Annotated in this window: 22 protein-coding genes; 12 read left to right on the top strand and 10 right to left on the bottom strand. The window is 65.3% G+C overall.

The window, feature by feature from the left end:
- The 7 genes from sdhA (at position 1) to JJC00_RS02200 (ending at position 8,626) form a co-directional block, all read left to right on the top strand.
- Positions 1-1,836 carry a succinate dehydrogenase flavoprotein subunit gene (sdhA, locus tag JJC00_RS02230; RefSeq protein WP_200471142.1) on the top strand — a complete coding sequence of 612 codons (1,836 nt, stop codon included), beginning with the start codon at positions 1-3 and terminating at the stop codon, positions 1,834-1,836.
- 42 nt (positions 1,837-1,878) lie between these two features.
- Positions 1,879-2,661, top strand: coding sequence for a succinate dehydrogenase iron-sulfur subunit (locus JJC00_RS02225; protein ID WP_014438957.1), 783 nt, complete (start codon positions 1,879-1,881; stop codon positions 2,659-2,661).
- A gap of 189 nt (positions 2,662-2,850) precedes the next feature.
- Positions 2,851-5,004 carry a hybrid sensor histidine kinase/response regulator gene (locus tag JJC00_RS02220; RefSeq protein ID WP_200471141.1) on the top strand — a complete coding sequence of 718 codons (2,154 nt, stop codon included), beginning with the start codon at positions 2,851-2,853 and terminating at the stop codon, positions 5,002-5,004.
- A 53-nt stretch (positions 5,005-5,057) separates the two neighbouring features.
- The gene (locus tag JJC00_RS02215; RefSeq protein ID WP_200471140.1) at positions 5,058-7,016 is read left to right on the top strand and encodes an ABC transporter ATP-binding protein/permease; all 1,959 of its coding nucleotides are present in this window, start codon (positions 5,058-5,060) and stop codon (positions 7,014-7,016) included.
- A 63-nt stretch (positions 7,017-7,079) separates the two neighbouring features.
- Positions 7,080-7,904 carry an FkbM family methyltransferase gene (locus tag JJC00_RS02210; protein WP_200471139.1) on the top strand — a complete coding sequence of 275 codons (825 nt, stop codon included), beginning with the start codon at positions 7,080-7,082 and terminating at the stop codon, positions 7,902-7,904.
- Positions 7,905-7,925: 21 nt separating this feature from the next.
- Positions 7,926-8,312 carry a VOC family protein gene (locus JJC00_RS02205; RefSeq protein ID WP_200471138.1) on the top strand — a complete coding sequence of 129 codons (387 nt, stop codon included), beginning with the start codon at positions 7,926-7,928 and terminating at the stop codon, positions 8,310-8,312.
- A 71-nt stretch (positions 8,313-8,383) separates the two neighbouring features.
- Positions 8,384-8,626, top strand: a complete 243-nt coding sequence (locus JJC00_RS02200; protein ID WP_200471137.1) for a hypothetical protein — start codon at positions 8,384-8,386, stop codon at positions 8,624-8,626.
- Between the two features lie 11 nt (positions 8,627-8,637).
- Here the strand turns inward: JJC00_RS02200 and JJC00_RS38840 are convergent, their stop codons facing one another.
- Positions 8,638-9,525, bottom strand: coding sequence for a hypothetical protein (locus tag JJC00_RS38840; protein WP_433996478.1), 888 nt, complete (start codon positions 9,523-9,525; stop codon positions 8,638-8,640).
- A gap of 392 nt (positions 9,526-9,917) precedes the next feature.
- Between JJC00_RS38840 and JJC00_RS38835 the strand changes: the two genes are divergently transcribed.
- Positions 9,918-11,165, top strand: coding sequence for an OmpA family protein (locus tag JJC00_RS38835; RefSeq protein ID WP_433996477.1), 1,248 nt, complete (start codon positions 9,918-9,920; stop codon positions 11,163-11,165).
- A 159-nt stretch (positions 11,166-11,324) separates the two neighbouring features.
- Here the strand turns inward: JJC00_RS38835 and argG are convergent, their stop codons facing one another.
- The 7 genes from argG to JJC00_RS02160 all read right to left on the bottom strand — a co-directional run bounded on the left by argG (position 11,325) and on the right by JJC00_RS02160 (position 17,597).
- Positions 11,325-12,662 carry an argininosuccinate synthase gene (gene argG / locus JJC00_RS02190; RefSeq protein ID WP_200471135.1) on the bottom strand — a complete coding sequence of 446 codons (1,338 nt, stop codon included), beginning with the start codon at positions 12,660-12,662 and terminating at the stop codon, positions 11,325-11,327.
- Between the two features lie 105 nt (positions 12,663-12,767).
- Complete coding sequence (locus JJC00_RS02185) at positions 12,768-13,544, bottom strand: phosphatase PAP2 family protein (RefSeq protein ID WP_200471134.1); 777 nt, start codon at positions 13,542-13,544, stop codon at positions 12,768-12,770.
- 229 nt (positions 13,545-13,773) lie between these two features.
- Positions 13,774-14,268, bottom strand: coding sequence for a hypothetical protein (locus JJC00_RS02180; RefSeq protein ID WP_200471133.1), 495 nt, complete (start codon positions 14,266-14,268; stop codon positions 13,774-13,776).
- A gap of 134 nt (positions 14,269-14,402) precedes the next feature.
- Positions 14,403-15,605: a 23S rRNA (adenine(2503)-C(2))-methyltransferase RlmN gene (rlmN, locus tag JJC00_RS02175; protein WP_200473955.1), complete on the bottom strand. Its 1,203-nt coding sequence runs from the start codon at positions 15,603-15,605 to the stop codon at positions 14,403-14,405.
- A gap of 185 nt (positions 15,606-15,790) precedes the next feature.
- Positions 15,791-16,423, bottom strand: a complete 633-nt coding sequence (locus tag JJC00_RS02170) for an invasion associated locus B family protein (protein ID WP_200471132.1) — start codon at positions 16,421-16,423, stop codon at positions 15,791-15,793.
- Between the two features lie 114 nt (positions 16,424-16,537).
- The gene (locus JJC00_RS02165) at positions 16,538-17,377 is read right to left on the bottom strand and encodes an SDR family oxidoreductase (protein WP_200471131.1); all 840 of its coding nucleotides are present in this window, start codon (positions 17,375-17,377) and stop codon (positions 16,538-16,540) included.
- A gap of 28 nt (positions 17,378-17,405) precedes the next feature.
- The gene (locus JJC00_RS02160) at positions 17,406-17,597 is read right to left on the bottom strand and encodes a hypothetical protein (RefSeq protein WP_200471130.1); all 192 of its coding nucleotides are present in this window, start codon (positions 17,595-17,597) and stop codon (positions 17,406-17,408) included.
- On the opposite strand from JJC00_RS02160, the gene JJC00_RS02155 reads away from it, so the two are divergent.
- From JJC00_RS02155 to JJC00_RS02145, 3 genes are all read left to right on the top strand, one after another.
- Complete coding sequence (locus JJC00_RS02155) at positions 17,596-18,570, top strand: NADPH:quinone oxidoreductase family protein (RefSeq protein WP_200471129.1); 975 nt, start codon at positions 17,596-17,598, stop codon at positions 18,568-18,570. The two genes, JJC00_RS02160 and JJC00_RS02155, sit on opposite strands and share 2 nt — an antisense overlap.
- A gap of 314 nt (positions 18,571-18,884) precedes the next feature.
- Positions 18,885-19,754: a hypothetical protein gene (locus tag JJC00_RS02150; protein WP_200471128.1), complete on the top strand. Its 870-nt coding sequence runs from the start codon at positions 18,885-18,887 to the stop codon at positions 19,752-19,754.
- Between the two features lie 17 nt (positions 19,755-19,771).
- The gene (locus tag JJC00_RS02145; RefSeq protein ID WP_200471127.1) at positions 19,772-20,926 is read left to right on the top strand and encodes a TAXI family TRAP transporter solute-binding subunit; all 1,155 of its coding nucleotides are present in this window, start codon (positions 19,772-19,774) and stop codon (positions 20,924-20,926) included.
- A 145-nt stretch (positions 20,927-21,071) separates the two neighbouring features.
- On the opposite strand, the gene JJC00_RS02140 is transcribed toward JJC00_RS02145, so the two are convergent.
- Together JJC00_RS02140 and JJC00_RS02135 are read right to left on the bottom strand one after the other, a co-directional pair.
- Positions 21,072-21,452, bottom strand: a complete 381-nt coding sequence (locus JJC00_RS02140; protein ID WP_200471126.1) for a YkvA family protein — start codon at positions 21,450-21,452, stop codon at positions 21,072-21,074.
- A gap of 90 nt (positions 21,453-21,542) precedes the next feature.
- Positions 21,543-21,845 (bottom strand): 4a-hydroxytetrahydrobiopterin dehydratase, encoded by a 303-nt coding sequence (locus tag JJC00_RS02135; RefSeq protein WP_200471125.1) that lies wholly within the window; start codon positions 21,843-21,845, stop codon positions 21,543-21,545.
- A gap of 150 nt (positions 21,846-21,995) precedes the next feature.
- On the opposite strand from JJC00_RS02135, the gene JJC00_RS02130 reads away from it, so the two are divergent.
- The gene (locus JJC00_RS02130; RefSeq protein ID WP_200471124.1) at positions 21,996-23,441 is read left to right on the top strand and encodes a TAXI family TRAP transporter solute-binding subunit; all 1,446 of its coding nucleotides are present in this window, start codon (positions 21,996-21,998) and stop codon (positions 23,439-23,441) included.
- Positions 23,442-23,443 lie beyond the last annotated feature (2 nt).

Below are 23,443 nucleotides of genomic sequence, written 5' to 3'. Positions count from 1 at the left end.
ATGGCCCCTGAGACGAATGGCAAGGGCAACGGCGCTCCCGCCACCAACGGCAAAGCCTATCCGATCGAAGACCACACCTATGACGTCGTCGTGGTCGGCGCCGGCGGCGCGGGCCTGCGCGCCGTGGTCGGCTGCAGCGAGGCCGGTCTTCGCACCGCCTGCATCACCAAAGTGTTTCCGACCCGCTCGCACACGGTTGCGGCGCAGGGCGGCATCTCCGCTTCGCTCGGCAACATGCACAAGGACGACTGGCGCTGGCACATGTACGACACCGTGAAGGGGTCGGACTGGCTCGGCGACCAGGACGCGATCGAATACATGGTGCGCAACGCGCCCGACGCGGTCTACGAGCTCGAGCATTGGGGCGTGCCGTTCTCGCGCACCGAGGACGGCAAGATCTATCAACGCCCGTTCGGCGGCATGACCATGGACTACGGCAAGGGCCAGGCGCAGCGCACCTGCGCCGCCGCCGACCGCACCGGCCACGCCATGCTGCACACGATGTACGGCCAGTCGCTGCGCCACGCGGCCGAGTTCTTCATCGAGTTCTTCGCGATCGACCTGATCATGGACGACCAGGGCACCTGCCGCGGCGTCATCGCGCTCAAGCTCGACGACGGCACACTGCACCGCTTCCGCGCCCAGACCGTGATCCTCGCGACCGGCGGCTACGGCCGCGCCTACGCCTCCTGCACCTCGGCGCACACCTGCACCGGCGACGGCGGCGGCATGGTGCTGCGCGCCGGCCTGCCGATGCAGGACATGGAGTTCGTTCAGTTCCACCCGACCGGCATCTACGGTTCGGGCTGCCTCGTCACCGAAGGTGCGCGCGGCGAAGGCGGCTATCTCGTCAACTCCGAGGGCGAGCGCTTCATGGAGCGCTACGCACCGTCCGCAAAGGATCTGGCGTCACGCGACGTCGTCTCGCGCGCGATGACCATCGAGATCCGGGAGGGGCGCGGCGTCGGCAAGAAGAAGGACCACATCTTCCTTCATCTCGACCATCTCGATCCCGCGGTGCTCGCCGAGCGCTTGCCGGGCATCTCCGAATCCGCAAAGATCTTCGCCAATGTCGACGTGACGCGCGAACCGATCCCGATCGTGCCGACCGTGCACTACAACATGGGCGGCATCCCCACGAACTATCACGGCGAAGTCCTGACCAAGAAGGACGGCGACGACAACGCCATCATCCCCGGCCTGATGGCGATCGGCGAAGCCGCGTGCGTCTCCGTGCACGGCGCCAACCGCCTCGGCTCCAACTCGCTGATCGACCTCGTCGTGTTCGGCCGCGCCGCGGCGCTACGCCTCGCCGACAAGCTGACGCCGAACGCCAAGCAGCCCGAGCTGCCGGCGAACTCGGCCGAGCTCGCGCTCGGCCGTCTCGACCATTACCGCTACGCCTCAGGCGGCACGCCGACCGCAAAGCTGCGCGAAGGCATGCAGCACGTGATGCAGAACAACTGCGCGGTGTTCCGCACCGGCGATATCCTGAGCGAAGGCCAGAACCTGATCGAGAAGGTCCACAACGGCATCACCGACATCGCGGTGTCCGATCGTTCGCTGGTGTGGAATTCGGATCTCGTCGAGACGCTGGAGTTCGACAACCTGATCTCGCAGGCGGTGGTGACGATGAATTCGGCCGCCAACCGCACCGAGAGCCGCGGCGCCCATGCCCGCGAGGACTTCTCCGCGCGCGACGACAAGAACTGGATGAAGCACACGCTGGCCTGGCTGGACGATTCCGGCAAGGTCAAGATCGAGTACCGTCCGGTTCACGACTACACCATGACCAACGACGTGCAGTATATCCCGCCCAAAGCTCGCGTGTACTAAACGGCGCGCGTGTACTGAGCGAACAGCGAAAGCCTTAATCGAATGGTTGAATTCGCACTTCCGAAGAACTCGAAGATCACCGGCGGCAAGACCTGGCCGAAGCCCGCGGGCGCGACCGACGTTCGCGAATTCCGCGTCTATCGCTGGAATCCGGACGACGGCAAGAATCCGAGCGTCGACACCTATTACGTCGACACCAACGACTGCGGTCCGATGGTGCTGGACGGCCTGATCTGGATCAAGAACCACATCGATCCGTCGCTGACCTTCCGCCGCTCCTGCCGCGAAGGCGTCTGCGGTTCCTGCGCGATGAACATCGACGGCCAGAACACGCTGGCCTGCACACGTTCGATGCATGACGTGAAGGACGGCGCGGTGAAGATCAATCCGCTGCCCCACCAGCCGGTGGTGAAGGACCTGGTCCCCGACCTCACCAATTTCTATGCGCAGTACGCCTCCATCGAACCGTGGCTGAAGACGACCTCGCCGACGCCGCAGAAGGAATGGCGCCAGAGCCACGAGGACCGCGAGAAGCTCGACGGTCTTTACGAGTGCATTCTCTGCGCCTGCTGCTCGACCTCGTGCCCGAGCTATTGGTGGAACAGCGACCGCTATCTCGGTCCTGCGGCCCTGCTCCAGGCCAACCGCTGGGTGTCCGATTCGCGCGACGAGGCCACCGGCGAACGGCTCGACAATCTCGAGGATCCGTTCCGACTCTACCGCTGCCACACCATCATGAACTGCGCCAAGGCCTGCCCGAAGGGCCTGAACCCGGCCGAAGCCATCGCCGAGCTCAAGCTCAAGATGGTCGAGCGCCAGATCTAGGCGCGGCTCACACTGTACCCCGGCCGAGACGGCCGGGGCATTCTACAACCGGGGCTATTTTGGGTAAAATTGACCCCATCCCGCGCCGCGGGCGAATCAGCGAACTACAACCTCCGGTTCCAACTACAAGTCGCTTCCTTCTCAGCGTAAGATTCAAGTAAGCTCTCCGGTCGGGGGACCGGAGCGACCGTGCAGGGCGCGCAACGCAATTCGCTGAGACTCTTGCAGTGGATGATGGCCGCATCCCTGGCGCTGCCGATTGCGCTGTTCGCCATCGCCTCAACGATTTCCCACAATTCGACGCTCGACATCGCCGACCGTGAGATCGAGCGCACGCTCGATGTGGCGCATGAGCATGCGCTCAAGGTGTTCGAGACCATCGATCGCAGCCTGGCCGAGATCAACGAAGTCGTACGCGACCTTCCCGATAACATCATCCGGGCGCGGGAACCTGCGCTGCACCGGCGCCTGAAGCAGCTGACCGACGCCCTTCCGCAACTCAAATCGGCCTGGATCTTCGACACGAACGGAAAACCGCTGGTCAACAGTCTGGTATCACCGCCGTCGGATCAGAGCTTTGCGGACCGCGATTACTTCTATGCCCATGTCGACCAGAGCATCGGCACCTTCATCGGCGCCTCGCTGACGCCGCGGCCTCCCTACCAGGGCGCGCGCTTCTTCGGCGTCAGCCGCCGCCGCTCCTCCGACGACGGCAGCTTCATCGGCGTGATCCAGGCGTCCGTGCTGCCGGAATATTTCGAGAGTTTTTACGCCCGGATCGGCACCGATCCCGGCAGCTTCTTTGCGATGGGGCGCGCCGACGGCGTGCTGCTGACGCATTTCCCGCGACTCGATCGCGATTTCCGGCTCGACCCCAGCGGTCCGGTCGGCCGGCACATCGCAACCCATCCCGATCACGGGCTGATGACCATCGCCTGGCCCTCGGACGGGATTGAGCGGCGCATCGGCTACCGGCGTGTCGCCGAATATCCGATCTATGTCAGCGCCGGCCTCGAAACGTCGGCGATCCGCGCGCGCTGGCTCGCCACCATGAGCCAGCATCTGGTGTTCGGCGCGCCCGCGACCGCGCTGCTGTTCATTCTGCTGGCCTTCGCCTTCCGCCGCACCCAGCATCTCCAGACCGAAGCTGCCAAGCGGCGCGAAGCCGAGGAGGCGCTCAAGCACAGCCAGCGACTGGAGGCACTGGGCCAGCTCACCGGCGGCGTCGCGCACGACTTCAACAACCTCCTGACCGTGATCCGTGCCTCCGTCGATCTCTTGAACCGCCCGCAACTGAGCGAGGAGCGGCGGCAGCGCTACATCACGGCGATTGCGGAGGCGGTCGCGCGCGCGGCCAAGCTGACCTCGCAGCTCCTGGCCTTCGCGCGGCGCCAGACCTTGAAGCCCGAAGTGTTCGACATCGGCGATCGCATGCAGTTGCTGCGCGACATGCTCGCCACGCTGCTCGGACCAGGCATCGAAATCGTCACGAAGCTGCCGGCCGAGCCCTGCCTCGTCAACGCCGATGCCGGGCAGTTCGAGACGGCCATCATCAACATGGCGACCAACGCGCGCGACGCCATGCTGGGCAAGGGCCGTATCGTCTTCACGGTCAACGCGGCCACGACCGTTCCCGATACACTGGCGCACCTTTCGGGCAGCCAGACCTCAAAAAATATTGGATTCGTCTGCATCACTGTCAGCGATACCGGCATCGGCATTCCCGCTGCGCAACTGGGGCGCATCTTCGAGCCGTTCTTCACCACCAAGCAGGTCGGCCAGGGCACCGGCCTCGGCCTGTCGCAGGTGTTCGGCTTCGCCCGCCAATCCGGCGGCGAGGTGACGGTCATGAGCGAGGTCGGCCAGGGCAGCACGTTCTCGCTCTATCTACCGCGCGTACCGGCGGCTCTGCTGCCCCGGAGCCAGGCGCCGACCACCGCACCGGCCGTCGCCGGCAGCGGCATGTCGGTGCTGGTCGTCGAGGACAATATCGAGCTTGGCAATTTCGCCGCCGACGGGCTGACCGGGCTCGGCTACAGCATCACGCTGGTGGACAACGCCGCCGACGCGCTCACCGAGCTGGTCGGCGACCCCGATCGCTTCGACGTCGTGTTCTCCGACGTCGTCATGCCGGGGATGACCGGGCTCGATCTCGCGCAGGCAATCCGCGATCACTGCATCGGCGTGCCGATCGTGCTGACCACAGGCTACAGCCACGCTTTGTCCCAGGACGGCGTCGTCGGCTTCGAGCTCGTGCAAAAGCCCTATTCGATCGAGGAATTGTCTCGGGTCCTGCACAACGCGGCGCGGCTGAAACGGGTGCGCGACGGCGCCGCCGAGTGATCGGGCCGGCGGAACCCAAGGGAACCGACTGATTTCTCTTGCGTTATCCGGCCATGCAAAGGCCAGCCGCAAAGCGCGACCAGGGCAAGAAGCCGCCCATCATCGACCCCGAGGGCGAGGGCGGCGACGAGATCGCGCCGCCGCCGCCCGAAGTGCTCGAGCCTGATCCGGACCTCTCGCCCGAGGAGATCGAGCAGGCGCGCAAGGATTATCTGCTGACGCGGTTCTGGATCAGCGCGCGCGGCTTCTGGAGCCGCACGGGCGACCGCCTCGCCTGGCCGTTCTCGATTGGTCTCGTCGTCCTCATTGTCCTGACCGTCGGCTTCCAATACGGCATCAACGTCTGGAATCGCGCGATCTTCGACGCCATCGAGACGCGCGACGCGACCACGGTCTTTCACCTCACCGCATTGTTCTTCCCGCTCGCGATCGGCAGCATCGTGCTCGGCGTCGCGCAGGTATTTGCGCGCATGGGCATCCAGCGGCGCTGGCGCGCCTGGCTCACCAACAGCGTGCTGACGCGCTGGCTCGCCAACGGGCGCTACTACCAGCTCAATCTCGTTGGCGGCGATCACAAGAATCCGGAATACCGGATCGCCGAAGACTTGCGCGTCGCAACGGATTCGCCGGTCGACTTCCTCGCCGGCGTAACCTCCGCCCTGCTGTCGGCCGCCACATTCATCGTCGTGCTCTGGACCATCGGGGGCGCGCTCACCGTCACGCTCGGAGGATCGAGCATCACGATTCCCGCTTTCCTCGTGGTCGCCGCGATGCTTTATGCGGGAATCGCTTCGGGCTCGATCGTGGTGATCGGCCGTCAATTCGTGCAGGTCTCCGAGGACAAGAACCAGGCCGAAGCCGATTTCCGCTACACGCTGACGCGCGTGCGCGAGAATGGCGAGAGCATCGCGCTGCTCGGCGGTGAAGAAGAAGAACGCAGCGGCCTCGACCGCAATTTTAGCAGCGTGCTCAGGCAGTGGGCGCGGCTCGCAGGGCAGCACATGCGGACCACGCTGGTGTCGCAGGGCTCGAGCCTCGTTGCCCCCGTGGTGCCGCTTTTGCTCTGCGCACCAAAGTTTCTCGACGGCAGCATGACGCTCGGACAGGTGATGCAGGCGGCCTCCGCCTTCACCATCGTGCAGAGCGCGTTCGGCTGGCTGGTTGACAATTATCCGCGGCTGGCCGACTGGAATGCCTGCGCCCACCGCATCGCCTCGCTGATGATGTCGCTCGACGGCCTCGAGCGCGCCGAGCAGGGCGACGGCCTCGGCCGCATCAAGCGCGGCGAGACCGGCAATGACGCCATGCTGGAGCTGAAGGATCTCTCCGTCACGCTCGACGACGGCACTGCCGTGGTCGGCGAGACCGAGGTCGTGATCGAGCCCGGCGAGCGGCTGCTGGTCGCCGGCGAATCCGGCACCGGCAAGAGCACGCTGGTGCGCGCCATCGCCGGCCTCTGGCCATGGGGCGGCGGCAGCGTCAATTTCCATCCCGACCGGCGGCTGTTCATGCTGCCGCAGCGGCCCTACGTGCCCTCAGGCAGCTTGCGCCGCGCGGTCGCCTATCCCGGCGCCGAGGACGACTGGACCCTCGAGGAGATCGGCGAAGCCCTGCACAAGGTCGGCCTCGATCATCTCAAGGAGAAGATCGAGGAAGAGGGGCCGTGGGATCAGACGTTGTCAGGTGGCGAGAAGCAGCGCCTCGCCTTCGCGCGGCTCTTGCTGCACAGCCCCGATATCGTCGTGCTCGATGAAGCGACTTCCGCGCTCGACGAGAAGAGCCAGGACAAGATGATGAAGATGGTCACCGACGAGCTGCCGAAGGCGACCATCGTCAGCGTCGCGCATCGCGTCGAGCTGGAGGCCTTCCACAGCCGCAAGATCGTGCTGGAGCGCCGCAAGGGCGGCGCGAAACTCGTCAGCGACATCGACCTGATCCCGCGCAAGGGCAGGCGCAAGCTGCTCGGCCGCCTCCTGCGCCAGCGCAAGCCGACGGTGAAAAAGGCGGCCTAAGCGCCGTTGGAGTCCCCGGCAAAACCGGCTATGCATGCGCCGCCTGCAACGAGGATCGCCTGCTTGACGCCCGACAATGCCCTTTCATCCGCGCCGTTCGGCGCGTTTGCGCCGAACGCTGCGCAGGCCACAATCATTCGCCTCGTGCAAGGATCGGGGCTGAAGCGCGGCGCGTTTCGGCCCTGGATGTCGCGGCTGGTCAATCTGCTGCGCAGCGGCCCGATCGACGTGCAATATCAGGGCGCCTCGTTCCGCTTCTATCACCAGGGCAGCGCGACCGAACGCGGCGCGTTGTTCAATCCCGACTACAATCTCGACGAGCTCGATTTCCTGCGCCAGCACACGCAGGCCGGCGGCACGTTCGTCGATGTCGGCGCCAATGTCGGCACCTTCGCATTGGTGATGGCGCGGCATGTCGGCACCAATGGCAAGGTGATCGCGATCGAGCCGCATCCGCTGACCTTTGGCCGGCTCTCGTTCAACCATGCCGCATCGGACGCGATGCAGGTGCGCCTGGTGCAGGCCGCCGCGGGCGACAGCGACGGCGAGCTGATGATCGAGAGCGGCGGCGGCAATCTCGGCGCCACCCACGTCGTCACCGGTGCGGCCAGCGCCGAGGCGATCAAGGTGCCGTCGCTGCGGCTGACTCGCATTCTGGATGAAGCCGGCGTCACCCAGGTCGACACGCTCAAGATCGACGTCGAGGGTTTTGAGGACCGCGTGCTGATCGGCTTCTTCCGCGACGCGCCGCAAGCGCTGTGGCCCCGCGCGGTCGTGATCGAGCATCTGTCACAAAACGAATGGCAGCAGGATTGTATCGCCGACATGGTCGCGCGCGGCTTTACCATCGCGCGCAAAACACGGAGCAACACGCTCCTGTCACGCTGACGACGAACCACGGAGGTTGCGATGATCGATCACTTGGGCCTCTCCGTCTCCGATTACGAGGCCGCGAAAGCATTCTACAGCAAGGCACTGGCGCCGCTCGACTACAGCCTGATCATGGAAGTCACGGCAGAGCAGACCGGTCACGCCGCGGCAGCCGGATTCGGCGCCGGCGGCAAGCCCGACTTCTGGATCGGCGGCGAGGGCGCGATGAACAAGCCGGTGCATGTCGCGATCCTCGCCAAGGACCGCGCGACGGTCGACGCGTTCTACAAGGCTGCGATGGCCGCCGGTGGCCGCGACAACGGGCCGCCCGGCCTTCGCCTGCATTATCACGCGAACTATTATGGCGCCTTCGTGCTGGACCCCGACGGCCACAACATCGAGGCGGTCTGTCACGCACCGGAATAGCGCGGCGCGCCGGGGAACATCGGCGCGGCATTATCGTTGTCGTTTTCCGATAACTGATCTTTGTGATGCCGATGCCGATTGAACCGCCCGAGATACCGCCATCGACACCCGGCACGCCGACCGAGCCGCCGCCCGGAATTCCGCCGGGCAATCCGCAGCCTGAAATCACGCCGCCGGTGCACGAGCCCGGCGAGTCACCGCGGCCCGATGAATTGCCGGGTCGCATGCCTGAAGAGATTCCATCGCGCGGACCGAACGGTCCGCTCGCGCCGAATCCCGCGACGGATGCCAATTCGTCGCAGGGGCACATGTGAGACGAGAGCGATCACATGTGAGGCGATTGCAACCAGCGTCTGAATGCGCAATGAACGTCGCCATAGTGACGTGATTTGCGTGCAGAAATAAATCGGGCCGCGACCACTTCGCCCGCCACAATGCGGCCTAACGCGTAGCCGTTCATTCCAACACTTCGTTGAACCAAGACTTCAAACCAACGCTTCGTCAAAGAACCTTCCGGGGAAGTTGAACCACATGACCAGCCTTCGTTTCGTGCTGCTTGCCACGACCGCTCTGACCGCGATGCAATTTGCAAGCTCCGCATCGCATGCGCAAAGCGCGCCGCCGCTCGTGGTCGCCCAGGCCCAGCCAGAATTGGGCCCTGACGGAAAACCGAAGCAGCCTCCGAAGGAAGCGCCAAAGGCACCGCCGCCCGCTGCGCGCCCGGCAGCGCCGCCTCCGCCGCCACCTGCTGCGCCGCCACCTGCCGCGCCCAAGGCACCGGCCGCACCGCCGCCGGCGGCTGCACCGCCACATCCCCCCGCCGCGCCTCCGCCGGCTGCCGCACCGGCCCGCCCGACGCCGCCGCCACCGCCGGCTGCGCCGCCCGCGACCCGTCAGGCTCCTCCGCCACCCCCGCCGCCGCCGGCTGCACCCAAGGCGCCGACACCGCCTCCGGCCGCGGCTCCGCAGCAACATGCCCCGACACCGCCGCCTCCGGCAGCAGCCCCACAGCAGCACGCACCGACACCGACTCCGCCACCGCCCGCGGCAGCACCGGCGCGTCCGACTCCTCCGCCACCTCCGCCTGCTGCAGCCACGCCACCTTCTGCGGCACGGCCTGCGCCGGCGGCGACGCCCGCTCCGACCGCAACGCCCACTCCGTCGCCCGCAGCACCGGCAGCTCGCCCGGCCACGACACCTGCTGCCCCGACAACCACGCCCACACCCACCCCCTCCGCGACGCCATCGCCTGGCAGCACGCCGCCCGGACGCCCCGGTGCTCCCCCGGCTGCAGGGTCACCGGCTCCGGGCGCCACGCCAGCGCCAGGTGGCACCCCGACGACGCCGCCCGGACGTCCCGGCGCTCCTCCCGCTGCAGGAACACCGGCTCCAGGCGCCACGCCGACGCCAAATGTCACCCCAACGACGCCGCCCGGACGTCCCGGTGCCCCTCCGGCTGCAGGAACACCGGCTCCAGGTGCCACCCCGGCGCCAAGTGGCACCCCGACGACGCCGCCCGGACGTCCCGGCGCGCCTCCGGCTGCGGGAACACCGGCTCCAGGTGCCACCCCGGCCCCGACAGCAACGCCGGCTCCCGGTGGCGCGGTGACGACCCCGCCCGGACGTCAGGGTGGGACGCCGCCTGCCGGCGCGCCGGCTGCCGGAACTCCGCCTGCGGCACCGCAGGCGGGCGTCCCGACCCGACCCGCGCCGCCCGCCGGCGCCGCAGCGCCGTCTGTCGTCCCTGGTTCGGCGGCGGCCACGGCACCGCCCGACAGGGCGCAGAACGCGCCGCCGACAGTTACTCCGGCCTTCCGCGCCGCGCCGACGGTCGCGGCACCCTTGCCGCCGGCGCCGCGTCCGCAGCAGCGTGACCTGACGCCGCTGGCGTTCGGCGCGGGCGTGGTGGCCGGTGCCGTGATCGGCGCCACCATCGCCGACTATGCCAATCAGCGCCAGGAGGTCGTCGAAGGCGGCCGCACCATCTACACCGAGCCGGATCGCATCATCATCCGCGACCCCGGCGGGCAGGAATATGTCCGCGGCAACGATCTCTATCGCTTCCGCTATGGCGCCCGCGACATCCGCACCGAGACCTTCGGCGGCGAAACCCGCACCGTCGTGATCCGCCCTGATGGCAGCGAGGTGATCACCGTGGTCGGCCCGGACGGCTCGCTGCTGCGTCGAATCCGCAGGGACCCCCGCGGGCAAGAGCTCGTCATCATCGACAACAGCTATCGCGATCCGCGCGCGGTCGGCGGCTTCTATGTCGACGTGCCGCCGCCGGTAGTGAACATTCCCTACGATCGCTACATCGTCGATGCCCAGGAAGCGACGCCGGACGTGATCTACGAGACCATGGAGGCACCGCCGGTCCAACGGATCGAACGGCGCTATTCGCTCGACGAGATTCGCTACTCGCCGAACGTCCGCATGGCGATGCCGAGCATCGACGTCAACACGATCAACTTCGAAACCGGATCGTGGGTCATCCCGCCGGACCAGGCGGCGCGGTTGCAGACGATTGCCGACGGCCTCAACCGTGCGATTCAGCGCAACCCGCGCGAGGTGTTCCTGATCGAGGGACACACCGACGCGGTCGGCAACGACGTCGACAATCTGTCGCTGTCGGATCGCCGCGCGCAGTCCGCAGCCGAATTGCTGACCCAGCAGTTCGGTGTGCCGGCGGAGAACCTGACGTCGCAGGGCTACGGCAAGCAGTACCTGAAGGAGCAGACCGACGGTCCGAGTCGCATCAACCGGCGCGTCACCGTGCGTCGCATCACGCCGCTGCTCAACGGCGGTCAGGCCTCGCTGCCGCCGCCCCCGCCCGGCACCACGCCGCCGCGCTAAGGCGAAGCACAAACGCAAAAATGGCCGGGAGCGATCCCGGCCATTTTATTTTGGTCATTGCGAGGAGCACTTGCGACGAAGCAATCCAGACTGTCACCGTCGAAAGATTCTGGATTGCTTCGCTTCGCTCGCAATGACCAGTGAAGTCCCCGGCGACAACTAACCCTTGTCGCTCTCCAGCCGGAAAATCTGCGAGCCTTCGCTGCCAGACAGCAGGCCGGTCTTCGAATAGAGACCGAGCTTCGTCCGCGTGTCCGCGATGTCGAGATTGCGCATGGTGAGCTGGCCGATGCGATGCTCCGGCGTGAACGCGGCGTCCTCGACCTTCTCCATGCTGAGCCTTTCAGGCGCATAGGTGAGGTTCGGACTTTCCGTGTTCAAAATCGAATAGTCGTTGCCGCGACGCAGCTCCAGCGTGACCTCGCCGGTGACGGCGCGCGCGACCCAGCGCTGCGCGGTCTCGCGCAGCATCAGCGCCTGCGAGTCGAACCAGCGGCCCTGATAGAGCAGGCGTCCCAAGCGCATGCCGCTGATGCGGTACTGCTCGATCGTATCCTCGTTGTGGATGCCGGTGACGAGACGCTCGTAGGCGATGTGCAGCAGCGCCATGCCGGGCGCCTCGTAGATGCCGCGGCTCTTGGCCTCGATGATGCGGTTCTCGATCTGATCGCTCATGCCGAGGCCGTGGCGGCCGCCGATGGCATTGGCTTCGAGGAACAGCGCGACGGGATCGCCAAAAGTCTGGCCGTTCAGCGCGACCGGCTGGCCTTCCTCAAAACGCACGACGACCTTCTCGGCCTTGACGTTGCAGTCGTCGCGCCAGAACGGCACGCCCATGATCGGGTTGACGATCTTGATGCCGCTGTCGAGGCTTTCGAGATCCTTCGCCTCGTGCGTGGCGCCGAGCAGATTGCTGTCGGTCGAATACGCCTTCTCGGCGCTCATCTTGTAGGCAAAGCCCTGGGCGGTCATGAACGCCGACATCTCGGCACGGCCGCCGAGCTCGTCGATGAACTGCTGGTCGAGCCAGGGCTTGTAGATGCGCAGGCTCGGATTGGTCAGAAGGCCGTAACGATAGAAGCGCTCGATGTCGTTGCCCTTGAAGGTCGAACCGTCGCCCCAGATGTTGACGCCGTCCTCCTTCATCGCCGCGACCAGCATCGTGCCGGTGACCGCGCGCCCGAGCGGCGTGGTGTTGAAATAGGCGGTGCCCCCGGTCGAGATGTGGAACGCGCCCGATTGGATCGCGGCGATGCCTTCGTGGACGAGCTGCGTGCGGCAATCAACCAGCACGGCCTTCTCGGCGCCGAACGCTTCCGCCTTGCGTGGGATCTCGTTGTAGTCGGCTTCGTCTGGCTGGCCGAGGTTGGCGGTATAGGCGTAGCAGCGCGCGCCCTTCTGCTTCATCCAGAGCAGCGCCGCTGACGTGTCGAGGCCGCCCGAAAACGCGATGCCGACTTTCTCACCCTTGGGCAGGCTTTTCAGGATCGTGGTCATGGCGCTTCCAATCGGGGCTTCAGGGGCTGATGGCAAGGGGCTGATGGCTAGTGGTTTGACCGCGCGAATATCAAATTTCGCTGACCTGGGCACGCATTTAATGGCTCAAATCGACGGTGCGGGGCCCGCCTTGCCGCCGAACAGGCGCTTGCGGAGCCGGTAGAGGGGCATGTTCAGCCGGGTCAGGGCGGCATCGACCGCCTCGTCCGAAAACCGGGTCCGCGGCCAGCGGTAGATCAGCGCGTAGCCGAACCAGATCACGATGAAGGTGACGAGGCCGGCGGTCGCGACATCGGTGAAGAAGTGGCCGCCGAAGGCCATGCGGAGACCGCTGGTCGTGGCGCCGAACACCACCGCGCCGGCATAAGCGAGCGGCCGCCATGCCGGTGGTGCGAGCGCAGCCGGCGCCAACGTCCAGAATGCTGTCGCCCCCTCGCCCGAGAAGAACGAGCAATTGCGCGCGCAATCGCCGCGCGGATCCCACCACGCCACGAACTGCTGATCGCCGGCGAACTCGGTCACCACCACCGGCCGCGGCCGGCCCCAATAGGTCTTGAAGGTGAGGTTGGCGAGAAGGACGGCCGACAGGATGATCGTGACCAGCAGGAACACGATCGCACGCCCCGACACCATCAAGGGACGATCGGGCCTGATCATCTTGACCACGAGTGCGACCAGCGCAGGCAGTACGAAGGCCCAGGAGACCCACATCGCAGCGTCTCGCGCGATGCCGGCCCAGCCGTTCAGCTTGAGCGGAAATGTCTTTGTCTCAGGGTCAAAGAACAGCGCGGCGAGCTTGAGATCGAGCTCGGGGTAGAGGCCGAAAACGACGCCGATCACAAGCCACAGCGCCAGGGCGATGAAGAGTCCAGTCCGGTTCATGGCGCGCGGTTTAGCGGAGTGGGGCGGGGATGAAAACCCTTGCGGAAGGGCCCATCCTCCACTGGAGGGTCACTGGAGGGGGAGGATCGGTTCGCATGTAGCAAAGCGAAATGCGAACCGAGGTGGGGTGAAGCCACACGCACCGCCGTCCCGGATAGTCTGTCACCCCACCCCGGATCGCATCTAGCGATGCGATCCGGGGTTGCCCCTCCAGGGGAGGGTAAGAAACTCACCGCGTATCCGGCCTTGAATTCAACGGCAGCGGCGGAGGCGGCTTGCGTGGGGCCGGCGGGATGCGCCAGGCGCCGGCGTTGCGGCCGGCGATCAGCCAGTAGACGACGCCGGCGACGATGCCCGCACCGGTCATGATCTCCAGATGCCGGCGCACGATGCCTTCGAACTCCAACGTGTCAGAGTGGAAGGGAACGAGGCCGAGATAGCAGGCGAGTCCGACCAGGCCGCCGCCGACGGCATAGGCCAGCGCGCTGCGGATATAGAGCGCTTCGGTGATCGTGACGATCACGGCCGCCGGAACCAGAGCAAAACCCGAGACGAAGATGAAGCCGAAACCGAGCAGGATGTCGATCGTGCCCTGGTCGACCGGACCGGCGCCGAGATCGGAAAATTCCGGAAACAGGAGCGCGCCGACGACGATCATGCCGCCGACGAAACAGGCGGCGAGAAAGCCGATGAAGATGACGATGAGGCGGCCGATCAGGGACATGCGAGAAAAGCCACCGTAGTCGTCATTGCGAGCAGAGCGAAGCAATCCAGAAATGCGTCCGCGGAGACAGTTTGGATTGCTTCGTCGCTGCGCTCCTCGCAATGACGAGGAAGCAAGAGCGCGCACATATCCGACTAGTCCGTCATCGCCATGGCGCGCAACGCCTGGCGTTCGCGGGCGGAGAGTTTTTCGGTCTCCGACTTGAGCTGGCCGCAAGCAGCGAGGATGTCGCGGCCGCGCGGGGTGCGCACCGGCGAGGAATAGCCGGCGTTGAAAATATATTCGGAGAACTTTTCGATCTGGTCCCAGTCCGAGCATTCATAGGCCGTGCCGGGCCAGGGATTGAACGGGATCAGATTGATTTTTGCGTGAATGCCCTTGAGCAGCTTCACCAGCAGTTTTGCATCGTCGAGCGAATCGTTGACGCCCTTGAGCATCACATATTCGAAGGTGATGCGGCGCGCATTCGAGGCGCCGGGATAGTCGCGGCAGGCCTGCAGCAGCTCCTTGATCGGATATTTGCGGTTGAGCGGCACCAGCTCGTTGCGCAACTCGTCACGCACCGCATGCAGCGAAATCGCGAGCATCACGCCGATCTCTTCGCCGGCGCGCACGATGTTCGGCACCACGCCTGACGTCGACAGCGTGATGCGGCGGCGGGAGATGCCGATGCCTTCATTGTCGCCGACGATGAGGAGCGCATCGCGGACCGCATCGAAATTGTACAGCGGCTCGCCCATGCCCATCATCACGATGTTGGTGACGCGGCGCGTGCCGTCCTCGCGATCGGCCCAATCATTCAGGCGATCGCGCGCGACCATGATCTGGCCCACGATCTCGCCGGCGGTGAGGTTGCGCACCAGGCGCTGCGTGCCGGTGTGGCAGAACGAGCAGTTCAAGGTGCAGCCGACCTGCGAGGAGACGCAGAGCGTGCCGCGATCGGTCTCGGGGATGTAGACGCACTCGACTTCATGCGCCTTCTCGACATTGTCGCCGCTCGGCAGACGCAGCAGCCATTTGCGGGTGCCATCGTTGGAGATCTGCTCGGCCACGACGTCGGGCCGGTCGACGGTGAAGTGTTGCGCGAGCTCGGCGCGAATGCCCTTCGAGACCGAGGTCATGTCGTCGAAGCTTTGAGCGCCGCGGAAATACATCCAGTGCCACAGCTGCTGCACGCGCATCTTGCGCTGCGAAGGCTGAACGCCGATCTCGCCGAGGCGATCGGCAAGCTCAGTGCGCGACAGACCAATCAGCGATGGCTTCGCCGGCGGCACATAGGTTTCGAGTGGAGTCTTCTCCACCAGGATTGCGTCGCGCGGCTCGGTCGTCGGTTGCATCGGTTGCCTGATATCTCTCGTCATGCCCGGGCATCCACGTTCTTTTTCGCCCGTTGCCAGCGCGTGGATGGCCGGGACAAGCCCGGCCATGACGGCAGCACCTTTGGGATACCCCTATATAGCAACCGGAACCGCCGATTGCGACCGTGGCTATTGCTTAGCCCTAAAGGCCTAAGCCCGCAGCCTTAACGCCTGCAGTCCTGCGAAATCCGGTCGAGCGCCTGGGCGAGGCCCTTCAGCGAGAACGTGTCGGTCGTCTCCGTCCCCTTGGCCGAGACGCCCTTGACCACGAGATCGGCGGATTTGCGCATGGCTTCCACCATCCGCTCCTCCTCGGCCGCGTTCTTGATCCAGAGGCCGTCGCCCTGCGTGTACATCGCAAACGCAGCGCCGCCGACCTCGACCGAGGATTCCGAGCCCGGCTTCAGCGCATAGCCGATCATGACCGAGACTTCATTGTTCACCTTCTCGGCCGGGCGGGTCGCGACGAAGGCATAGGCGGGATCGCGGGGCCGGTTCGGCGGATTGGTCTTCGACGACGAGGGTTTTGCCAGCGCAAAGCAGACCTTCTTGCCGTTGGGTGTCGCCGAATAGGCACCCCAGGTGCCGAACTGCCCGATCAGGGTCGGCTCCGCACCACCCGCAGCCGCCGCGGGAGGGGCGACCGGCTTGCTCTCGGGCTTGGCCGCCGTCTTGGCGGCAGCGGCTGGCTTGGCCGCAGCCTTCGGCGCCGGTTGCGCCGTCTGCGCCCGCGCGGAATCGGCGATCCCACCGGCCGTCACGCCCGTCATCAAAGCTAAAATCAGCACCCGCCACATGCTGGAGTGGTTCCCTCAATATTGTGACTGGAAGATGGCCCGGCCGCGCTTTGTCCCCGTCGCAGGGATAACCGGAAAAGTCCAATTTGGGAAGGCAGTTAGCGGGTGACTGGCCTAGCTCTTGGTGCGTGCCGCACGCTGGTCCGCCCATTGCGCATCAGTCCATCGCAACAGGTCCTCGACGCCGGAACTGCGCAAATGCGCACCGCCGTCGATCACCACCATCTCCCCGTTGATGTAGCCGGCGCGGTCCGAGACCAGGAAGCTGGCGAGATCGGCGAGCTCACTGTGCTCGCCGGTGCGTCCCATCGGGTTTCGCGAGGTCCAGTCGTCGTCACGGCCCTCGGGGCGGAGCTGGCCCGATGCGCCAGCGGTCGGGAACGGCCCCGGCGCGATCGCAACAGCGCGAATGCCTTTCGGGCCCCACTCCACCGCGAGGCTTTTGGTCATCGCCAGCACCGCCGATTTCGCCATCGCGGAGGGAACCGTGAAGGCGCGGCCGGTGATGGTCGAGGTCGAGAGGATCGAAAGCACGACGCCATTGTGCTCGCCATCGATCCAGCGCTTGCCGGCGGCGAGCGTGCAGTACATCGCGCCATGCAGCGTCGGTGCCAGAACCGCGTCCGCCGCACGGAACGACAAATGCTCGCTCTGCGCGATGAAGGTCGCGGCAGCATTGTTGACGAGGATGTCGAGCGGCGCCTCGCGCCAGATTGCATTCATCATGTCGTCGACGGCCGCACCGTCGCGAATGTCGCATGCGATTGTCGTGACCTTGCCGCCAGTTTGCGCGCGCATTTCCGTCGCGGTTGCTTCGAGACGGTCAAGCTTGCGGCCGCAGATCACGAGCTCGGCGCCGAGTGCGAGAAAGCGGCGTCCCATCGCGGCGCCGAGGCCCGAGCCGCCACCGGTGACGAGAATGCGCTTTCGCCTAAGCAGACCTGTTTCAAACATCGTTTGAATCCCTTCTCCGCGGATTTCGTCATTGCGAGCGAAGCGAAGCAATCCAGACTATTTCCGCGGCACGGTTTCTGGATTGCTTCGCTTCGCTCGCAATGACGCAAGGATAGGCCTTCGTGCTGCTCTGGACAAAGAAATCAGATTGTCGGACCACGTTAAATCCGGCAGAAACAGCCAACTGTAATTCTGCCTCGAAACGCTTAGGTGTCGCCATGAAAGCCATCCTCTGCTCGCAATATTGCCAGCCCGACGATCTCGTGCTCGCCGATGTGCCGGATCCGGTGGCTGGTCCCGGCGAAGCCGTGATCGCGATCAAGGCGGCGGCGCTGAACTTCTTCGACATCCTGATGATTCAGGGCAAGTACCAGATCAAGCCGCCGTTCCCGTTCTCGCCGGCTGCCGAAGTCTCGGGCGTGATCGAGAGCATCGGCCCTGGTGTCACTGACCTCAAGGTCGGCGATCGTGTGGTCGCCTCCTGCGGCCACAACGGCGCGCGCGAAAAGATCGCGCTGCCGGCGGCAGCGATCGTGAAGATTCCCGACAATCTCGACTATGACCGCGCGGCCGGCATTATCATCATCTACGGCACCGCGCTGCATGCGCTGGAGGATCGCGCGAGCCCGAAGCCGGGCGAGACGCTCGCGGTGCTCGGTGCGGCCGGCGGCACAGGCTTAGCGGCCTGCGAGCTCGGCAAGCTGATGGGCTTGAAGGTAATCGCCTGCGCGTCGTCAGACGAGAAGCTCGAATTCGCCAAAGCGCATGGCGCCGAGCTGACGCTGAACTACGGCAAGGAAGATTTGAAGGAGGGCCTGCGCAAGCTCACCGGTGGCAATGGCGTCGACATCATCTTCGATCCCGTGGGTGGTGCGTATGCGGAAGCCGCGCTGCGCTCGATCGCCTGGGAAGGTCGCTTCCTCGTGATCGGCTTTGCCGCCGGCGACATTCCGAAGATGCCGCTGAACCTCGCGCTCTTGAAGGGCTGCGACATTCGGGGCGTGTTCTGGGGCGCCTGGACCCGGCAGAATCCGGAGAAGAATCGCGCCAATCTCGAGAAGCTCGTGAAGTGGACGGCGGAAGGAAAGATTTCTTCGCATGTCGACCGTATCTTCCCCTTGGCGCAGACCGCCGACGCATTGAAGGTGCTCGCGGGTCGTCAGGCCATGGGCAAGGTGATCTTGCATCCGTGAGGGTGCTGGCGCCGCTGTCGCCACATACGCAACCGTCATCGCGCGAATCGCCGGCGTCGCTGAAGCTGCGCCGGCTTTTCGTGCGGCGCCGTCTGGTTGAACCTTCCTCAACCATCACCGCTGAAATTGCGGTGCATTCCCTCGGCTCGCCCTAATCAAACCCAACTATTTCCCAATTCGCACAAACCGCGGTCGTTTTTTGGGCGGATTCAAACGGCGTTTTACCGGTTCCATTTGCGGGACACTTCTGGACAAAAGCAAGAAGACTGAAGCCGGGAATGCCCCTGCGTTGCGTTAGTATGGGGAGCATCACCATGGAGACGACGGCGCATCGCCCGTCGACGGAGTCGAGGGCGCTCGACTCCAATCGAGCAGCATCACATTCGCCGACCGCGTCCTTTATCCGTGCGCGCGCCGCACGGGCCGATCTATCGCAGGACGATCCAATTCCGCTCTTCCTGTCCGATCCGCTCGGTGCGCCGGACCCGCACGAATATGCGCCGGTGGAAGTGCGCTCCAGAATTATCCCGCGTGTTCTCGCGGGAGTTCTGGCGGCATCCACGCTGGCTGTTCTGGCCGCGCTGTTGCAGTCCGACCTTCGCGGCCTCTTTGCCGCCAACGCCGGTAGCTGGATGAGCATCGCGGCGGACCAGGCCATGGCATCGACCAATACGCCGGCCGTACCGCAGGCTCCGCGCAAGGATCCGGCGCTCGTGACCGACGCGAGGCTGGCGAGTGCCGACACGCAGGATCTCGCTGCACCGTCAACGCCGAGCCGCGAGGCGATCGCAACTGCCTATCAGAGTGCGCTACAGGCGCAGGCACCAGCACCTGTACCGGCAGCCGTAGCGACACCGCCCGAGCCACCACCTCCGCCCGCCAAACCGCTTCCGCCCGCCAAGACGCTCGACGCGGACACGCTGGCGGGGCTGATGGCGCGCGCCAGGAGCCTGATGACCGTCGGCGACATCGCCGCGGCGCGGCTCCTGCTCGAACGCGCGGCCAATGCACAAGACGCGACAGCGGCGTTCGTGCTGGCGCAGACCTATGATCCAGCCGTGCTGGGCACCAAGGACACGCGGAGCATCACTGCGGACGCCGCAGCCGCGCGCGACTGGTACCGGAAAGCCGCGCAGCTTGGATCGGCGGAGGCGCAGCAGCGCCTCACCCAACTCCAGAACTAGAGCCAGCAGGGAACATCATGCGTTACGCTTTGAAAATGGCGCTCGTCGCCATAATGACGGTCTTTGGCCTATCGGCACGGGCCGAGCAGACCGAATACGATCCAGCCAAGGTCTCGGACGGCCTGAAGGCTATCTTCCAGTTCGGCTCGACCTCGACCAAACAGGCACTGAACGCCAACACCGTCACGCTGATCACCGGCACGATCGGCGGCACCTATGTGCAGTTCGGCGCCGACCTCGCCTCCGTGCTCGATGACGGCAACAAGATCCGCGTGCTGCCGATCGTCGGCCGCGGTTCGGTGCAGAGCGTCGCCGACATCCTGTTCCTGCAAGGCGTCGATCTCGGCGTCGTGCGGGCCGACACGCTCGACTATCTCGAGCGCAAGAGCTTCGCCAAGGACATCAAGAAGCAGTTCACCTATGTGACCAAGCTCTACAATGAAGAGATGCAGGTGATCGCGCCGAAATCGATCGCGACCCTCAAAGACCTCGAAGGCAAGACGGTGAGCGTCGACTTGCCCAACGGCGGCACCTTCGTCACCGCACTCACCGTGTTCGAGCGGCTCGGCATCAAGGCGAAGTTCGTCTATGTCGAGCAGCGCATCGCGATGGAGAAGCTGAAAGCGGGTGAGATCGACGCCGTCGTCGTGGTCGGCGGCAAGCCGTACAAGTCGGTCTCGGCCTTCGGCAATGACGGCCGCTTCCATCTCGCGACCGTCGACTATGCAAAACCCTTGCAGAGCGACTATCTGCCGGCGACGCTGACGGCTAAGGACTATCCGAACCTGATCAAGGACGGCGAGAGCGTGGACACAATCGCGGTGCCCGCGGTGCTCGCGGCCTACAACTGGGCGCCGAACACCGAGCGCTATCGCAAGCTCGCGCTGTTCGTCGATGCGTTCTTCACGAAATTCCCCGCACTGCAGAACCCGCCGTTCCATCCCAAGTGGAAGGAGGTTTCGCTCGCGGCGCCCCTGGCGGGTTGGAACAGGTTGCCGGTGGCGCAGCAATGGCTCGACCGGCACGGCGTCGAGCCGGTGACGCGGCAGCGCTTCGAGGCCTTTTTGAAACAGAACCCTGCGGCTGCGAAAGTGTCCGACGCGGACAAGGAGACGCTGTTTAGGCAATTCCAGGCGTGGGATGCGGAGAAGGCGCGCGCAGAGAAGAAGTAGCAAGCGGCCACACACTCGCTGTCATCGCCCGGCTCAACCGGGCGATCCAGTACGCCGTGACGCCAGTGATTGAACCGAGAAGCCGCGGCGTACTGATTCTCCGCCTTCGCGGGGAATGACAGCAGTGTGTGCGGCTGAACCGCCCCTAAACCGCCTCCGCCTCGTCCACGCCGCGTTTCAGCGCGGCGCGGGCGGCTTCACGGTGGTCATTCGTGATGTGGCTGGCGACCATGCGAATCGCGGTGGCGAGAATGGCGGCGTCATCGGTGAAGCCGAGGACCGGCATCACGTCGGGGATGAAGTCGAACGGCAGGATGAAATAGGCGATCGCACCCAGCAGCGACGCCTGGACATGGCGCGGTGTCTGCCGGTCGAACGCGCAGTAATAGGCGGCGAGCAGATCTTCGGCGAACGGCAGATGGGCGACGACGCGTTTCAGCTTGCGCCAGAAGCGGCGGCGCACGCTTTCACGATCTTCCGCGAGCCGGTCGGCCGGCTCGAAGCCGACGCTGTGTTCGGCAGCCATGTTCGACGAACTCCCGCTCAGCCCGACGCGGCGGATGGCCGCATTCCGTGCTAATCACAACATGGGGATGCGGATCCTGCCTGCAAGATGTCAGCCCGGCGTCAGCTTTGCGATGGCGTTCATCGCCGCAGCGAGCTCGACGTCGAGCTTGGTGACGCCGCCGGCGTCGTGGGTCGACAGCGCCACCTCGACCGTCTTGTAGACATTGCGCCATTCGGGGTGGTGATCCATCTTCTCGGCGACCAGCGCCGCGCGGGTCATGAAGCCGAAGGCCTCGTTGAAATCCTTGAAGACAAAGGTCTTCCCGATGGCCTCCCGCCCCTGGACCTCGGTCCAGCCCGGGATAGCGCCCAGCGCCTGCTTACGTGCGTCCGCCGATAGCCGTTCTGCCATGATGACCTCCGTTTTCAGGGGAACTTTACCCTAACACCGTGCCGACGGCCGGGTTCATACGGGATTTGGCCGATCCGCTAACCATGACGGAGATGTAACCCCGCCGGACAAGAAATTTGCTACAATTGCGGGCGTAAATCGCCGGCCAAGATGAAACTGAGCCTGAAGCGCTTGTTTGGGAGATCGATGACCGGGGACTCCGACCTGGCCGAAACGCCCTCTCCGCCTTCGCCGCGATCCGCGGCGCGGAAGACTGCTCTCGTGTCTCTGGCACTGGTGCTGGCCATCGTCGGTGCGCTCGCCGGCGGCTACTATTTCGCGATGCGACCGGTGACGCTGAAGATCGCGGTCGGTCCCGCCAACAGCGATGACGTCAAGGTGGTGCAGACACTGACGCAGGCCTTTGCGCAGAGCAAAGGCATTGTGCGGTTGCGCCCGATCCAGACCGACGGCGCCACTGCCAGCGCGGATCTGCTCGCTGAGGGCAAGGCCGATCTCGCCATCGTGCGCGGCGATCTCAATGTCCCCAAGAACGCGCAAGCCGTCGCCACGCTGCGCAAGAACGTCGTGGTGCTGTGGTCCGTGCCCGGCAAGGGCAAGAAGAAGGGCGCGAAGATCACCAAGATCGCGCAGCTGGCCGGCCATCGTGTCGGCGTGGTCGGCAAGACGCAGGCCAACGTCAATCTGCTCAAGGTGATCCTGCAGCAATACGGCGTCGATCCGGCCAAGGTCGAGATCGTGCAATTCCCGGCGAGCGAAGTCGCCGAAGCGATCAAGGCTCAGAAAGCCGACGTCTATCTTGCGGCGGGCCCCGTCAACAGCAAGATCACGTCGGATGCGATCGCCGCCTCCGCTAGGGATGGCGGCACGCCGACCTTCCTCGCAATCGATTCGGCGGACGCGATCGCGCAGAACCATCCGGTCTACGAGGCGTCCGAGATTCCCGCCGGCACCTATGGCGGGTCGCCCGACCGTCCCGAGGACGAGGTCAAGACCATCAGCTTCTCGCACCACATCGTGGCGCGCAAAGGTCTGTCGGATACTACCGTCGCGGCCTTCACGCGGCAGCTGTTCGCCGTGCGCCAGCAACTGGTGACGGAATTCCCGCTGGCCGCGAAGATCGAAACGCCCGATACCGACAAGGACGCAGTGATCCCCGTGCATCCGGGCGCGGCCGCCTTCGTCGACGGCGAGGAGAAGACCTTCCTCGACAAGTACAGCGATTACATCTGGTGGAGCCTGATGGCACTCTCGGCCACGGGCTCGCTCGGCGCGTGGTTCGCGGGCTACCTGAAAAAGGACGAGCGCAACAACAACAGCCATCTGCGCGAGCGCCTGCTCGACATGCTTGCCGCCGCGCGCAAGAGCGAGACGGCCGACGAGCTCGACCAGATGCAGGCCGAGGCCGATGAGATCTTGCGCGACACGCTACGCTGCTTCGATCACGGCGCGATCGAGGAAGGTGCGCTGACCGCCTTCAACATCGCACTCGACCAATTCCACGCCGCGGTTGCCGACCGCAAGGCTGTGCTGTTCGCGTTGCCGCAGAATCTGCAACGCACCGGCGCGCAGTTCCGCGCCGCCGGCAACGCATAAAC

The organism is Bradyrhizobium diazoefficiens (genome assembly GCF_016616885.1).
In the GTDB taxonomy this organism is placed as follows: domain Bacteria; phylum Pseudomonadota; class Alphaproteobacteria; order Rhizobiales; family Xanthobacteraceae; genus Bradyrhizobium; species Bradyrhizobium diazoefficiens_F.
The sequence above is the reverse complement of the archived record's forward strand: the minus strand, read 5'-3'. Positions and strand labels throughout refer to the sequence as shown.